This is a genomic window from Spirosoma jeollabukense, assembly GCF_054777855.1.
The window spans coordinates 63,666-78,859 of sequence record NZ_BAAHAD010000003.1 but is presented as its reverse complement, the minus strand read 5'-3'; the positions used below and the strand labels follow the sequence as shown (position 1 = coordinate 78,859).

The window sequence follows — 15,194 nt, the reverse complement described above, 5'->3', positions numbered from 1 at the left end:
TCCTTCTTGAAGGTATACGAATGGAGGTGGTTCTGTTACGTATGAGAAACGGCCTCAAGGCTGGTCTTGCAGGAAGATTACTTGAGAGGCATCGGACTCTTCCGTTTTCGGAATCGAGCGACCATCGGCAGGATGGTATCCCGCTCAATTAACAGCACCGCAGCGACGAAAAGTAGGCAAAGTGCCAGATGCACGGGTACAGCAATCCATAAATTAGCAATGGGAAACTGCCAGGATACGTAAATCAATAGCCCGGCGCCAATCACATAGCCCGCTGCCGATCGAATGTCGTAGGGGACCGGATAATGCTTTTCGCCCAGAAAATAACACATCGCCATCATGACGAAACTGGATATCAGAAAGGCAACGGCGCATCCCATATAACCCATCACTGGAATCAGCACGATATTACCAACGATTGTAACGACAGCCCCGACCGCTGTAATAAGCGTACCAAATTTAGTTTTGTCACTCAGCTTAAACCAGAATGAGATGTTGTAATAGACACCCAGAAATAAATTGGCGAGTAACAACAGCGGCACTACGTCCAGACCACGCCGGTAGAGCGGAGCGACGACTAAGCCCACTACGTCGAGATTCAGACTGACACCCACCCAGATTAGTACGCAAACGATAAGGAACCACTTTGTTACGACAGCGAGCAGTTTAGGCGAGTTTTTGTCTTCGGCCTGGCTGAAGAAGAATGGGTCGGCGGCAAACTTGAAGGAATTGATGGCCAGCGCCATGAAAATAGATAATTTCAGGCAGTTACCGTAAATGCCCAATGCATCTTCCGACGTGAGATCGGGGTAGAATCCTTCCGGCAGGAACCGTCGGAGCAGGAGCCGGTCGGTCAGGGCATTGAGTACGCCCGATAAGCCCGTGAGCATGATGGGAAGTGAATAAAGAAGCAGTGATTTTGCCACCGGCCACTTGAACGTAAAACGGAAACCGGTAAAAGCATTTCGCAGGATTACGAAATAAAGAGCATTGGCGATTAAGTTCGCCAGCAGAATGTAGCCGGGACCAATTTCCGGGCGATAAATCCACGACGCCACTGGTCGCAATGCAGGCAGATAATCCCCTTCAGCAATGTCTTTGCAGATCACGATAAAGAAGACGTTGAGCGCTACGTTCAGCAGGATGTTGATGACTTTGGCCATTACAAACTGCCGGGCTTTGTTTTCGGCCCGCAAGCGGGCAAACGGGATGGCCACAATACTGTCGATAGCAAGCAGCAAAGCAGCCCAGACCACCATCAAACCCTGCCCCGGATAATTAAGCCACTGGGCAATTTCCGAAGCAAATCCAATAAGCACTAGTGTAGGCAACAGGCTTGCCAATAACACCAGGCTGGTGGTTCGGTTGAAGACCTGCAGCCGCTCTTCCGCATTTTCGTTGCTTTTAGCCCGAGCTGCGAACCGAAAAAAAGCCGTCTCAAGACCCAATGTATAGACCGTCAACAACACCCCAATCCAGGCGTAAAGTGTTACGTTCGACGACAATTCGGACGGTCGTTGAAAGGCATACGTCTGAATGGGAGCCAGCGCAAAGTTGATAGAACGGGCCAGAATGGTGCTGACACCATAAAGCGCCGTGTCGCTGGCTAATTTTTTAAATTGACTCATTATAGCAAAAGAAGTCCCTACTCGATTCGTACTACGTGTTCTAACGCTACATGATACGCACTTCGCATCGGGTACTACGTATCACGGGCTGACAAAGTTACCTGATTGCTTAGTGTCTCCCAATGATCGACAGGGGAAACGATACGGTTTATCATTTACAACGGCATTGTTGAACCAAACTCGTTTGCAGCCTTATTGCCCAATGAGCAGGCATTTATTGGATTTGTGGCAATTGCGCTGTTAGTGGTTTGGTCAATGCTCGGAAAGAAACAGGCACTTAACGCATTAGTGATCTGTGGACTATAGGCAGTCTACGTGTTCATTCGGGAAAACGACTTAGTCACGACTATGACAATTCTGGATTTACAATTACCATTTAACCTAAATCCTGTAGCCAGCCGTGGGAGATTTCCAAGTTGTTAACTTTTGTCTATACGCTGGGTTTGGTCATCAGTCAGTTTAGAGAGTGCGTGAAGTTATTAATATCCAAAGGTTGCGTAGATTAGCAACCTTTCTGCTTTTGTAACAAACATTAGAGTGACGTATGAACTTTACTACTGTATCTGAAGGCCACAATTGTAACTGCTATAACAACGCATCTGAGAATTGTGTTGACACCTTTGCTCGCAAGGTTAGTGATACTAAAGACTTAAAGATAAGAGATTTTAGGACCCACTCCGAAAGGGGGTTGATACCTGATAACGATTCATGCGATGAGATATGCGGGTACAAAGGACTATCAATTAACTTATGGAATGACCAAAGTAAACGCTCTGTTACTGACAAATTTTCGTTAACTTTAGCAATATCTCCAATGATAAAAAAACCGAGTAGTAAAATTGGAGTATTTAAATTTTTACCCGATGCCGGAAAAGTAAAACATACGCCTAATCAAAGAAATGGCGTTGATACTTATCACTACGACCTTTACAAATCTGACGAATTTGTTATCGAAAAAGTAGTCCTAATTGAAATGATTTCTTTCGTATAATTCAGATGTTCGAGGTTCAAGATCAATATAAAATGGTACCTTCGGAATGGATGAACATCTCGGAAAATTTCCATGTATTCCATTTTGATGAATTTCCTATTTTATACGCAGGAACCAATTATTTAGGGAATAAAATTATCGGCTCACTGGCCTGTGAAGAAGATGATATGTTTAGACATTTTAGCCTACTTATTTCAAACAAACAATACAATGATTTTGTGAAACGAAAAGTATCTTACAGAGACTTAATACTATCTAACCAGAATATATCCATTGTAGACAAAGATATTAACGGAAAACAATTAGCGACATATTATCTGCCAACTCAATTATTGCCACTTGATTATTTACCTTTAGAGAATGTTTTTTGTCCAAATGTAGAACGAGCTATCGGCTTTGATTATATGGTTAGTTTACAGGGTAAAATAGCCGATATTCATGAAGCATTCTCAAATACTGTTGCGGAAGTAGGGAAATCCGCCGACAAAATACTAAACCGGATAGGGGATGCATTGAAAATAAAAGCATTGAATGCACAGGTGTTTCAGATGCCTTCTATAGAAGGTAGCTTTGAGCTCAAATTCAGGGTCAAAGTAGATTACGCAGGGCTTTTTTTTCAAGAACAACTTATAAAAAGGTACTTTCAACTTTGCCTTGAATATTCGGTCAATACGTTGCCGGGAGAAGCAAAACAGTTAGCCACAGGTGAGATTTCAGGCACATCATTCGAGAGGGATATTATTTCGTCAGCAAGGCAGGTTTATGAATCTTTTTCTTATAAAATTGAAGAAGATAATATTCAAAACTTTACCACTAACATCCTTAAAAATATGGATGAAATTGAGAGTATAAGTGCTCAAGTGGGTAAAGGTTTTAATACTATAGAATTTTCAGGTTTTGATGTTGAAAATAAGGAAGTTTCAATTGGCTATATTGACAAACAATATGCAGACGAAATAGAAGAAATCAATCAATATATAGCAGAGATCCCACATAAAGGAGAAATCCTTGATGACTCCTACCAAGAGTATAGAATCTTAGTCTATGATCTTAATATAGATACCCGGAAAGGTACAGCCCACATTAGTAATGGTGTAGATGTTGATATAATGGATAATCCTAAAATTAAAATTGAAGGCGAAGGGGATTTAGCTGGCAGTGTTTTTACTGAAAGCCTACACTTCAATAAATGGATTATTGTCAAAGCAAAAGCAAAGACTATAAGTGGAAAATTTAAGTTTCTGAATATATTTTTTCAAGACTAATTATCGATTTGTTAAAAATAATACCTCAACTCTCATACTTCATCCCAGAAGTCCCCAATCTGTTCCGGTAGAAGTATTTCTGCTTTTTTTCTACTTTAAACGTTTTAAAAATAAATGCAAACAGCCCTATTAATAGTCAGGCTATTTGCATTTATTGCCTATGGTAGTTATTGCTTTTTCCCGACAAAAACTGTACCTAGGGGGTTGTTCCTGCTATCGTCTGTATAGTCGGAATACAAATTAAGTGTTAAGACATTTGTTAAAAATTGACCGTTTCCGCTAAAAGCTATATAAATTTGATAGCCTTGCATTAACATTGGAGTTATAGTAAAACTGCCTTTTTCGTCAGGCGTTGCTGTAAGATCAAGGTGTGGTGTGGTGCCCGTAAAAGAAAAAGATAGATTTCCTTTGTTTCCTTTCGTTACTACTATTTCACCCTTTAAAATGGACGACTGATCGAAGCTACCAGTATAGACACCTACATATTGCTCAAGCGTATCAATGTCTTCTTTTTTGCAGCCAGATAAAGGAGATAGCATAAGAAAGACTAACAGTAAGCGTTTCATCATCTGGGTTTTACAGTGATTATATCGAACTAAAATTTATCAAAAGTACACTACCCTTTCCATTCTTGAGCTACACGACTAATTGAGATACGCCGATATTTCTTCACTTGGCCGGTTGTTAATACCTTACTTTTCTCATTACAGTTAAATCTGCTACGTTTCGCCATCCAACTAATTCTAGCCGCACCCATAAACTCACTGATTGTACAGATAGCGCCGACTAGAGAGCCCTTCGGTTAACGTTAAAGGGAAAGTTAAGACCTTTGATTATCTTTGCCCCTTGTCTTACTGAAACAGCTTTTTGGCCATTTCGCGTAACTTGTCATTCTTTTAGAAATAGTCTGGCACTGGCCACCGCCGGTCTATTCTCAACCGACCTCATGTCTCTTAAAATCTCCTCCGCGCTGATTTCCGTTTTCTACAAAGACGGACTCGAACCGTTAGTACGGCTGCTGCACACTCACAACGTCAAATTGTATTCAACGGGTGGAACCCAGGCGTTCATCGAACAACTGGGTATTCCGGTTACGGCCGTTGAAGACCTTACGGGTTATCCATCTATTTTCGGTGGACGGGTTAAAACGCTGCATCCGGCCGTCATGGGCGGTATTTTGTATCGGCGCGAACTTCCCGAAGACCTGGCCCAGGCCGAACGGCACCGGATTCCGCCTATTGATCTGGTTGTGGTCGATCTTTATCCATTCGAGGAAACTGTTGCCTCGGGCGCGTCGGATGAGGACGTTATTGAAAAAATCGACATCGGTGGTATTTCGCTGATTCGGGCGGCTGCCAAAAATTACAACGACGTAGTGATTGTCTCTTCGCGGAGTCAGTATGGTTGCATCGTCGATCTGTTGACGGAGAAAAAGGGAGCCACGGACCTCAGCGATCGCCGTCGCTACGCAGGTGAAGCTTTTGCCGTTACGTCGCACTACGATACCGCCATTCAAGCCTACTTTGCGGGTGAGACGTCGGAAGAAAGAGAGAGTCAGCATATTTACGATTTCAAAACGTTACCGGCCAATCACCTTCGTTACGGCGAAAACCCGCATCAGCAGGCAAGTTTTTATGGCAACCTGGACGCCATGTTCGACAAACTGCATGGTAAAGAATTGTCGTATAACAACTTAGTGGACGTCGATGCGTGTGTGAGTCTGATTGATGAATTTCCGGCTACGGATGGATCGGCCGCGTTCGCTATCATCAAGCATACGAATGCCTGCGGTATTGCCACGGCTTCGACACCTAAAGAAGCCTATCTAAACGCTCTGTCCTGCGATCCTGTGTCGGCTTTTGGGGGCGTCGTCATCACGAACGTAGCAGTCGATCTGGAAACGGCCGAAGAGTTGACTAAACTGTTCATGGAAATTCTGATCGCGCCCGACTATTCAACCGAAGCCTTGAGCCTGCTCAAGTCGAAAAAGAACCGGATTCTATTGAAGCGTAATGCCGTGGCCTTACCGACAGTGATGTTTAAGACCATTTTGAACGGCGTACTGGAGCAGGATAAGGACAACCAGACCGAAACCGCCGAGCAGTTCAAGACGGTTACAGACAAGGCGCCTACCGATAGCGAAGTTCGGGCATTGGAATTTGCGCTCAAAGTCTGCAAACACACGAAGTCAAATACGATTGTTCTCGCCAAAGAGGGACAATTGCTGGCCAGTGGCGTAGGCCAAACCTCCCGCGTTGATGCGCTACGTCATGCCATCGAAAAAGCTCATTCGTTCGGTTTCGATCTGGCGGGATCGGTTATGGCGTCGGATGCATTCTTCCCGTTCCCCGACTGCGTTGAGATTGCTGGTCTGGCAGGTATTACGGCCGTTGTGCAACCCGGTGGCTCCATCCGGGATCAGGATTCGATCAATTATTGCAATGAGCACGGCCTGGCTATGGTTACGACGGGCGTGAGACATTTTAAACACTAATGTTTTTGTCCTGCTGACGAAGGGAAGCAGGACAAAAAAGAACCCATGCAACTGCTTTACACAATCTGGTGCGCTGTTTATCTCGTGGCGTTGTACATCGTGCTGTTTCCGATCCAGTTTGTGTGTTTGCAACGCGACGACTGGAAGCCACTGGCGCACAAGATCAATTACATCTGGGGAAAGCTGTTCTTTATTGGAATAGGCATGCCGGTTCGGGTTGAGCGTCGTTTCCATCCCGATCCTAATCAGACGTACGTGTTTTGTGCGAACCATTTTTCTTATCTGGACATTGCCGCTATGGGGCTGATCGTCAGGAACTACTACGCGTTTGTGGGTAAAAGTGATGTAAAACAAATTCCGCTGATAGGGTATATGTTTGCGAAGCTTCACGTTCAGGTCGATCGGAATCAGCCCAACAGTCGGGCCTATTCTCTGGCCAAATCCATTCGAACGCTGGCATCGGGACGTAGCATTATGATCTTCCCGGAGGGCGGTATTCGGGCGACAGAAATACCCCAGATGGTGCCCTTCAAAGATGGCGCCTTCACGATGGCGATTCAGCAGCAAGTACCCATTGTGCCAATTACCTTACTGAACAATTACCAGATCCTGCCCGATGAAAGTCCCGTACGATTCCACTGGCATCCCTTGCGGGCGATTGTTCACCCGCCAATCGAAACCGCGGGAATGACCCAGGACGATGTGGAACGGTTAAAGCAGGAAACATATAGAATTATTGATACTGAGTTAATGAGAACAATGAATGTTGCGGCCTAATCATTCACTCTTCACTCTTCACTCATTGATTATGAAAGTAGATCACGAAACATTACATAAAATCGCCCATCTGGCTCGTCTGGAGGTAAAACCCGAAGAAGAAGCCGAATTACTTAATAGCCTGAATGGCGTATTAACGTGGATGGAGCAACTTAACGAAGTGGATACAACCGGCGTTGAACCCTTAACCCACATTTCGGATGAAACCAACGTGCTACGTGAGGATGTGGTTGGTAATCACCTTCCGCGTGAGCAGGCGCTGGCCAATGCGCCCCAGCACGACGATAAATTTTTTGAAGTCCCCAAGGTTTTAGAATAGGGTGGCTTACCCGTTTTAGTTACTCCGTAGGGCCAGCTAGTTTCAAGCCAACGATGCCGATAGTGATGAGCACAATGAAAAAGAACTCAGTCCATGACCAGTTCATTTTCAGCCAGAATACATCGGCGGCTTTAAGAAATACCAGCGTTGAAGCCATCCAGACGGCAAACGCGGTCGTAGTTGGAATGGTGCGCATGGCGCTGGCCAGCAGCACGGTATTGACAATGCCGAAGACAACGTAGGCCAGCCACGGGAGCAGAGCGGGCAAGCCGCCATCAAGTCGATAAAACGTAGTCCAGCGTAGTGCTTTCAGGCCATCCAGGCTAACGTATTTAAGTGAGTACATCCAGGCCGTTTGACAGGCGGCAGCACCAATCAGATACAACCAGGACAGCATTGTTGGCTTGATCACAGCGATTACCTGACGAAAGTGAAACGAATGTAACGAATCAAGAGCTAAGCTTGAGTAAGAAATTGTTGCCTTTTCAGGTAATAACTAAACTATCGCTCAACTGTCTACGGCTCTGCTGATTATTATACGTTTGCTATCACTTTTTCGGCCGGACGTACTATTTCAAAAGTAAACCCCTTTGATCTGCCCGTTGAATACCTACGCCAGAATTGGCTTCACAACCATTCCCGCTACGTCGGTTAGCCGGAATGGACGTCCCTGAAACTGATACGTTAGTTTGGTATGATTGAAGCCGAGTAAGTGCAAAATGGTAGCCTGCAGGTCATGAATATGCACTTTGTCTTTCACGCCGTAATAACCGATGTCGTCGGTTTCACCGTAGGAAAAGCCCTTCTTGACACCACCACCGGCCATCCAGACCGTGAATGCTTCTAGATGATGGTCGCGGCCCATGAACGGCAACACCTGACCATCGCGGTTTTCCTGCATCGGTGTCCGTCCAAACTCTCCGCCCCATACGACCAACGTATCGTCCAGCAACCCGCGTTGTTTTAAATCGTTCAATAGCGCAGCTACGGCCTGGTCTGACTCTTTACATTTCGTTTTCAGCCCAACATCAATGGAACCATCGGCGCTTGTGCCGTGCGTGTCCCATCCCCAGTCAAACAACTGAACAAACCGAACACCCCGCTCAACCAACCGTCTGGCCAGCAAACAATTGCGGGCAAATGACCCTTTATTTGGGTCAGCACCGTAGCTGTCCAAAATGTACTGTGGCTCGCTTTTGATATCCATGGCGTCGGGCACTGACATCTGCATCCGAAACGCCAGTTCATATTGCGCAATGCGGGTTAGAATTTCGGGATCGTTGACGTCTTCGTACTGTTGCTGGTTAATCTGACTGATGGCATCAATAGTCTGTTTGCGAACGTCACGACTGATACCCGCCGGATCAGACGCGTAAAGTACAGGATCGCCGTCGGTACGGCACTGCACGCCCTGGTAAACTGTTGGCAGAAAGCCACTTCCCCATACGGATTTCCCCGCGTCGGGTTGTTTTCCGCCCGATGCCAACACGATATAGCCGGGTAAGTTATCATTCTCCGTACCAAGGCCATAGGTCACCCACGACCCCATGCTGGGACGTCCCAGTCGAGCACTCCCCGTATGCATGAGCAACTGAGCAGGCGCATGATTAAACTGGTCAGTGTGCATCGCCTTCAGGAACGTAACATCGTCCACGACACCCTGCAAATGCGGCAGATAATCGGACACCCACGCCCCCGACTGACCTCGTTGCGCGAACTTTCCCTGTGGACCGAGCATTTTGGGCACCCCCCGGATAAAGGCAAATTTCTTTCCTTCGAGTAATTCCTGCGGGCAATCTTTACCATTATACTTCGCCAGTTCGGGTTTATAATCGAACAATTCTAACTGACTTGGCGACCCGGCCATGTGAATGTAAATGATCCGTTGCGCTTTGGGAACGTACTGCGACGGGTGCGGAGACGTAGCAGGACCACCCGATAATGCAGGCGCGCCAACGTCATTAGTCGTCGGGTCGCTTTTTCCAAAAAAGCCGCAACTCCCCAGGGTTGCGCTAAGGGCCATCGCCCCTAAGCCCGTTGAACAGGTATGTAGAAAATGACGCCGGGTTTCGCGTTCGGCCGCTGCTCGTTGAAGTTCTTGCCAGAGTTTGTTCATTTCTTAAACACAGAGAAAACAGAGATTTCACAGAGAAAACAGAGCATTTTGAAACCCCTGTTTTCTCTGTGTTAAAAAACTCATTCTTTCGTGATCACTTCATCCAGATTCAGCATTGTATTGGCGGCTACGGTCAAGGCTGCCTGCTGGGGTGTGAGCGTAGCGCAATCGACGCCCAATCGGTCCAGCAAAGATTCTGCCTCGCCTGGTTTCTGACGGTAATACGCTTCGGTTGTTCGATAAAGTTGCGTCAGGACAGCCAGCTTTTTTGGCGGTAAATCATGCATCATGATACACCGAAACCCGGCTTGAAGCTGGTCCTCGGGCGTTCTGCCATGATCACGCATGTAATCAGCCAGATGCTGGGCGGCTTCCACGTAAACCGGATCATTAAGCGTCACTAATGCTTGCAAAGGCGTATTGGTCCGAATACGACGCGATTGACAGAATTCGCGACTTGGGCTATCGAACGTCACCATTGACGGGTAAGGCGCCGTGCGTTTCCAGTACGTGTACAAGGCCCGCCGGTGCAGGTCATCGCCTGTACTTTGTTTCCAAGTTTCTCCATCGTAGGGCGATTGCCAGATACCATTGGGCTGTATTGGCATGACGCTTGGCCCATACATTTTTTGGCTCAGTAATCCACTCACGGCCAGTGCCTGATCGTGCACAGCTTCGGCCGACAAACGAACGCGCGGCCCGCGAGCCAGCAATTTGTTAAACGGATCTTTAGCCAGCAACTCCGGCGACACATGCGATTGCTGCCGATACGTAGCGGACATGACTATTTTTTTCAGAAGCTTCTTAATACGCCAATGGTCTGTTTCCATGAACTCAACGGCCAGATAATCCAGCAGTTCGCGGTGAGTAGGTGGTATTCCCTGCGTACCCATGTCCTCAACCGTTTCGACAATGCCGGTACCGAATAATTGCTCCCAGAACCGATTGACAGCTACGCGGGCTGTTAACGGATGTTCCCGACTCACCATCCAGCGGGCCAGTCCCAATCGATTTTTGGGTAATTTGGGATCCATGGCCGGGAAGGATTTCGGTACGTCGGGTGTGACCCGTTTCCCTTTCACCATCCAGTTACCCCGTTCAAAAACATACGTATTGCGGGCCAGATCACCCGATCCATCAAGCAGAATCGGGGTCTGTTCAGCCTCTGCATTCAGGATTTCCAGGAGTTTTTTATCCTGTTCCCCAACAGCATCCGATGGTTGACCTAGCAATATGGGCTGGAACGCAACCCATTTAACCATTACCCAGTCCTTGGGCTGTTTAGGGCTGTTCAGTGACAGGTATAAACTGTGCTTCCCCTGAATTGGCGGCAAAGGAATCATTTGAATCGTATCATTCCATTGATTCCCTGTTTTTGGAACGGGTACAACCGCTACAATTGGGCCATCTGGCTTATCCTCCCTGAATGTGACGGTTGCATCGGGGGCCTTTGTACCCCAGGCGATTAACATGCGGGGACGTCCCGTGAGTGTTACGTCTTTAATACGCGCCGAGCCTTTGTCCTGAACACCAAAGTATTTAGCATCCAGTAACGATGCATTGACAAGTTGATCGAAATCGTGCGAGTTGATTTTTGGTTCAATCGTCCGAACAAGGTACGTAACCCGATTTATATCAGCTTTCGCCTGCTTCGAATCAAGGACGGCCGACGCAATGTATTTTTGGAGATCGAGGATTTTGAGCGAGTCAGCCGGTTTGTAGAAACGTAGCGTTGGCGTGTCGCTTGTTACGTCTTCGTCGCGGGTGTTGTTGAAAAACGCGAGGTATTTGTAATATTCTTCGTGAACAAACGGGTCGTAAGGATGGCTATGACACTGAATGCAGGCAAACGTAGTGCCCTGCCAGACATCCCAGGTTGTGTTGACCCGATCCAGCACAGCCGCCGTTCGGAATTCCTCGTCCTGCGTGCCGCCCTCATCATTGGTCATCGTGTTCCGATGAAAACCCGTGGCAATTAGATTAGCATCATCGACACCACTGTTCGGCAACAGATCCCCTGCCAGTTGCTCAATCGTGAACTGGTCGAAGGGTTTGTCGGCATTGAATGCTTTGATGAGCCAGTCGCGGTATCGCCAGATTTTCCGACCGGGGTCACGTTCATAGCCTTTGGTATCAGCATATCGCGCTAGATCGAGCCACATGCCTGTCCACCGTTCGCCATAAGCGGGCGACTTGAGCAGTCGATCGACAACTTTTTCATAGGCACCAGCCGATTTATCATTCACAAAGTCGCTGACCTCTTTTTCGGTCGGTGGAAGGCCCGTCAAATCGAGCGATACCCGACGAATTAACGTAACACGGTCAGCTTCAGGTGATGGGGCCAACCCGTCCTGTTTTAATTTATCGAGGACAAAATGGTCAATTTCATTTTTAGCCCAGTTCGCTTCGTCACTTTCAACAACACCCAACCGACTCCAGAACGTACCAATTTGCGGCACATCTGGCTTTTTAACAGTCTGATAGGCCCAATGATTGCCCCACTCGGCACCCTGATCAATCCACTTACGCAGCAGGTCGATTTCGTCGGGTTTCAAGGCAGGGTGATCGAGCGGCATTCGTTCCTCGGGGTCGCTTAACGTTAAGCGCCGAATCATCTCGCTGCCATTAGCATCGCCAGGAATAATAGCCGGTTTACCCGATTTGGCCGGAGCTACAGCTTCGTGCCGGAATAAGAGGGAAAAGCCCGATGCTTTTTTCACACCCCCGTGGCAAACAATGCAGTTTTTGTTGAGCAGCGGCTTAATTTGCGTATTATAGTCTACCCGACTCTCAAAAATGCCGAGAAACGACGAGAGCATTAGCGCCACCGCGATCCCGCCTGCACCAATAAGAATCCACTGCGTTTTCATATATCCGGTATAGCCAAACAATACCTACTACTGAAAGCATAAGAACCACTTTTTGTACTATAAAAGTCACGGATAAGTTTAATTTTAACGAAGAATCAGGCTAAACCGTTCAGTTAAAATTTGGGGTGGGAACAGACAAATCAACTACTACAGCACACTCACCCTGTTAGCGCACACGTATATCGATCTGGGTAGTATCGTCTTCGCCATTGGTGGTTCCATTGCCCGGAACAGAGTCCGGATCAGGCACACTGGATGCTGTTAGTTGAGCGCTGCAAATACCTTGGCCCGCAGCCGCTGCTGTAGCCCGAAAATGTAACGTAACACGGCTTCCAGCGGCTAAACTGCTGATATCACCCAGCAGGGTCCCACCCGACAGTGTCAGGTCATCACCCGGCACAAAGGTCTGATTAGCGGGCAGATAGGCTGCTACACTCAGACCTGTTGCCGCTAAACCACCCTCATTGGCGATCGTCAGGTTGTAGGAAATAACGTCACCTACTGTAGGAGCAAGCGTATTGACGGATAATCTTATACTTACGTCAGCTTTGGCGGGGTCAGGGGTGGGCTGGTTACCGATCACATTGGGTAATGGCACCTGATTGGGATTCGGCGATGTAAATTCAGCACCGCCACCCTCGCGGGTACGAAAGTCCACTTGAGCGGCATCATCCTGGCCGTCACCCGTACCCGAATCTAGCTGACTGTCAGGATCATTAGGCGTAGACTGCGTAATCTCGGCTGCGTTTCGATACGTACCGGCGGCCGTTGGCTGCGCCATGAAACTGAGCGTTGTCGATGTTCCGGCGTCCAGGCTGGCAATTGTACCGGTTACTACGTTGCCATTAGCAGCCATGCCCGAGCCGGAAATAAAAGCCAGGTTATCGGGAAGCCGATTTCGAACGGCTACGTTCGTCGCCTGATTTGGACCGTCGTTTCGTACAGTAAGCGTGATTGTAACGGGTTCATTCAAATTCGGTATGCGCTGATTAATAGTTATCCCCAAACTTAGATCGGCGGTTGGCACATACTGTGTAATACGAAACAGGTTCGATGGTACGGCCGACACAGCCGCTGAGGTGGACACCACCCGTACCTGATAACGGCCACTCTGATAGGAGCCTGGCAGCGTCGCCTGTATGGGACTTGTAGAACCGCTTCCCAAAACGGCCTGATAATGACCCAGCGAATCCAGTAGCTGTACCTGCCACTGCGTGCTGGGATCGAACGTTCCGAGCGTAGTAAATGATACGTTCAGCGTGGCACCGGGCGTTACGTTATCGGCCAGATTATTCGTCACGGCGAACTGCACGGGCGTAATGGGCTGGGCATTCTGAAAAAAAGTATTATCCATACTCGCATTCCAGTTGCGGGCGAAACGCGACAGGCCCATTTCCTGCGGAATTGCAGTTGGATTCAGAAAATAGTTTGGATGAGGAGATGGCCGCGATGCGTTCCGAAAATGCACATCCTGATTACCCGCGTTGCGGCCTTGGATCGTATCACTGAGTGGGCCCTGAAACACGTTTAGGCCTGGCGTATTTATGACCTGTTGCTGGGCTGCCACTACTTCCGGACGTGTTACACTCCCGTCGAACGAAACCCGCGCCACCAGCCACGGAACATTTCGACCACCAAAATCCTGACGTGATTTGTTGATGAGTGCAGTTAATCGATCAGCATAAAAGGGTACACTCGTATTGTTGCTGTCGAAATTATACTCGGCTTCACCCTGGTGCCAAAGTATAGCCCGCACACCCGCCATGGACGCATAATACGTTAAAACGTTCTTCAGGTTGGTGTATGGTTGCAGGTTCGGCCAGTTCTCTACGCAGTAATAGCGGTTACAGGTGGGAATCCCATTGGCGCTATTAATCCAGTTTTCGACTGTTGAACCATCCCAGCCCACTACATAAAACGCCACTGGCACATTGTAGCGATTCACGACGTAATCGCCCAATTCGCCCCAGGCCCATGAACTCTCGGCCATTGGAAAAACATTCCGGGTCGCAGTCAGGGGTTTAAACACAGCTACTGGCGACGGATCGCCCGACGAGACAAGGGACTGCGCCCCAGGCGGATACGAGTGATTGATGGAATCTATGGCATTGACACGATCTGTATTAGAGCCAAGATCGTTGTCGCCAATACCGAGGCCACGAGCGTTCGATTGGCCCGCCGTAATAAACACTTCACCAATACCAACCGGTTGTACAGTTGCCTGCGCCGTTACGGTTGCGCCAACGATTGTGCGGACCGTCAGGACGTACCAGCCGCCCGCCCCCGTAACGTATCCCAGAAAAAGATTATTAGTGGGACTGGTTTGTACCGTTTGCCAGCCCGTATCGACACCCTGACCCGCCGAAACGGCTGTCAATTGGGCCTCTACCCGATCTACCTGGCTAGTGAGCCTGCCCGATACGTAAATCCGCCCGTTACCATCAGCACCACGCTGCACAACCAGACGGCCCATCGGGTGGGAAATCTGTAGCTGTGCAACGGCAAAAAAAGGCCAGCCGATTAGCAGCACAACCCATATAAAAACCTTAAGCATGCGTAGTGGATAGATTTACACCACCACGAAAATAGGGGAAAGTTTACAACTGGCTATGCACTGTTAAATAACTGAAAAGGTATTTACTTATCTACCAATACATTAGCAGAAAAAATGTATTGATTTTCTACTCTTCTTAATTTTTGGAAAGAAGAGTAGAAAATCAATACAAATGAAAGT

Annotated in this window: 11 protein-coding genes; 5 read left to right on the top strand and 6 right to left on the bottom strand. The window is 47.8% G+C overall.

Translation table 11 applies throughout. The features are described from left to right. Positions 1-77 precede the first annotated feature (77 nt). Positions 78-1,628, bottom strand: a complete 1,551-nt coding sequence (locus tag ACYVEA_RS14380; RefSeq protein ID WP_461114145.1) for a polysaccharide biosynthesis protein — start codon at positions 1,626-1,628, stop codon at positions 78-80. 544 nt (positions 1,629-2,172) lie between these two features. On the opposite strand from ACYVEA_RS14380, the gene ACYVEA_RS14375 reads away from it, so the two are divergent. Both ACYVEA_RS14375 and ACYVEA_RS14370 read left to right on the top strand, forming a co-directional pair. Continuing rightward, entirely contained in the window at positions 2,173-2,619 is a 447-nt protein-coding gene (locus ACYVEA_RS14375; RefSeq protein ID WP_461114144.1) for a hypothetical protein, read from the top strand. Positions 2,620-2,669: 50 nt separating this feature from the next. Beyond that, entirely contained in the window at positions 2,670-3,884 is a 1,215-nt protein-coding gene (locus tag ACYVEA_RS14370; protein ID WP_461114143.1) for a hypothetical protein, read from the top strand. A 167-nt stretch (positions 3,885-4,051) separates the two neighbouring features. Here the strand turns inward: ACYVEA_RS14370 and ACYVEA_RS14365 are convergent, their stop codons facing one another. After that, a complete protein-coding gene (locus ACYVEA_RS14365; RefSeq protein ID WP_461114142.1) occupies positions 4,052-4,450 on the bottom strand; it encodes a hypothetical protein in 399 nt (132 codons plus the stop codon). Positions 4,451-4,830: 380 nt separating this feature from the next. Between ACYVEA_RS14365 and purH the strand changes: the two genes are divergently transcribed. From purH to gatC, 3 genes are read left to right on the top strand one after another with little or no spacing between them, the layout of a single operon-like run. Beyond that, entirely contained in the window at positions 4,831-6,378 is a 1,548-nt protein-coding gene (gene purH / locus ACYVEA_RS14360; RefSeq protein ID WP_461114141.1) for a bifunctional phosphoribosylaminoimidazolecarboxamide formyltransferase/IMP cyclohydrolase, read from the top strand. A 45-nt stretch (positions 6,379-6,423) separates the two neighbouring features. Continuing rightward, positions 6,424-7,155: a lysophospholipid acyltransferase family protein gene (locus ACYVEA_RS14355; protein WP_461114140.1), complete on the top strand. Its 732-nt coding sequence runs from the start codon at positions 6,424-6,426 to the stop codon at positions 7,153-7,155. Positions 7,156-7,186: 31 nt separating this feature from the next. Further along, complete coding sequence (gene gatC / locus ACYVEA_RS14350) at positions 7,187-7,474, top strand: Asp-tRNA(Asn)/Glu-tRNA(Gln) amidotransferase subunit GatC (RefSeq protein ID WP_461114139.1); 288 nt, start codon at positions 7,187-7,189, stop codon at positions 7,472-7,474. 19 nt (positions 7,475-7,493) lie between these two features. Here the strand turns inward: gatC and ACYVEA_RS14345 are convergent, their stop codons facing one another. The 4 genes from ACYVEA_RS14345 to ACYVEA_RS14330 all read right to left on the bottom strand — a co-directional run bounded on the left by ACYVEA_RS14345 (position 7,494) and on the right by ACYVEA_RS14330 (position 15,014). Further along, the gene (locus ACYVEA_RS14345; protein WP_461114138.1) at positions 7,494-7,886 is read right to left on the bottom strand and encodes a DMT family transporter; all 393 of its coding nucleotides are present in this window, start codon (positions 7,884-7,886) and stop codon (positions 7,494-7,496) included. A 198-nt stretch (positions 7,887-8,084) separates the two neighbouring features. After that, positions 8,085-9,590 carry a DUF1501 domain-containing protein gene (locus tag ACYVEA_RS14340; RefSeq protein WP_461114137.1) on the bottom strand — a complete coding sequence of 502 codons (1,506 nt, stop codon included), beginning with the start codon at positions 9,588-9,590 and terminating at the stop codon, positions 8,085-8,087. Positions 9,591-9,670: 80 nt separating this feature from the next. Next, positions 9,671-12,460, bottom strand: a complete 2,790-nt coding sequence (locus ACYVEA_RS14335; RefSeq protein WP_461114136.1) for a DUF1553 domain-containing protein — start codon at positions 12,458-12,460, stop codon at positions 9,671-9,673. A 166-nt stretch (positions 12,461-12,626) separates the two neighbouring features. Beyond that, entirely contained in the window at positions 12,627-15,014 is a 2,388-nt protein-coding gene (locus ACYVEA_RS14330; protein ID WP_461114135.1) for a DUF11 domain-containing protein, read from the bottom strand. Between the last annotated feature and the right edge of the window lie 180 nt (positions 15,015-15,194).

Coding starts and splice junctions, on each gene's coding strand:
- ACYVEA_RS14380 (WP_461114145.1), bottom strand. CDS start 1,628: ATGAGTCAATTTAAAAAATTAGCCAGCGACACGGCGCTTTATGGTGTC.
- ACYVEA_RS14375 (WP_461114144.1), top strand. CDS start 2,173: ATGAACTTTACTACTGTATCTGAAGGCCACAATTGTAACTGCTATAAC.
- ACYVEA_RS14370 (WP_461114143.1), top strand. CDS start 2,670: ATGAACATCTCGGAAAATTTCCATGTATTCCATTTTGATGAATTTCCT.
- ACYVEA_RS14365 (WP_461114142.1), bottom strand. CDS start 4,450: ATGAAACGCTTACTGTTAGTCTTTCTTATGCTATCTCCTTTATCTGGC.
- purH (WP_461114141.1), top strand. CDS start 4,831: ATGTCTCTTAAAATCTCCTCCGCGCTGATTTCCGTTTTCTACAAAGAC.
- ACYVEA_RS14355 (WP_461114140.1), top strand. CDS start 6,424: ATGCAACTGCTTTACACAATCTGGTGCGCTGTTTATCTCGTGGCGTTG.
- gatC (WP_461114139.1), top strand. CDS start 7,187: ATGAAAGTAGATCACGAAACATTACATAAAATCGCCCATCTGGCTCGT.
- ACYVEA_RS14340 (WP_461114137.1), bottom strand. CDS start 9,590: ATGAACAAACTCTGGCAAGAACTTCAACGAGCAGCGGCCGAACGCGAA.
- ACYVEA_RS14335 (WP_461114136.1), bottom strand. CDS start 12,460: ATGAAAACGCAGTGGATTCTTATTGGTGCAGGCGGGATCGCGGTGGCG.
- ACYVEA_RS14330 (WP_461114135.1), bottom strand. CDS start 15,014: ATGCTTAAGGTTTTTATATGGGTTGTGCTGCTAATCGGCTGGCCTTTT.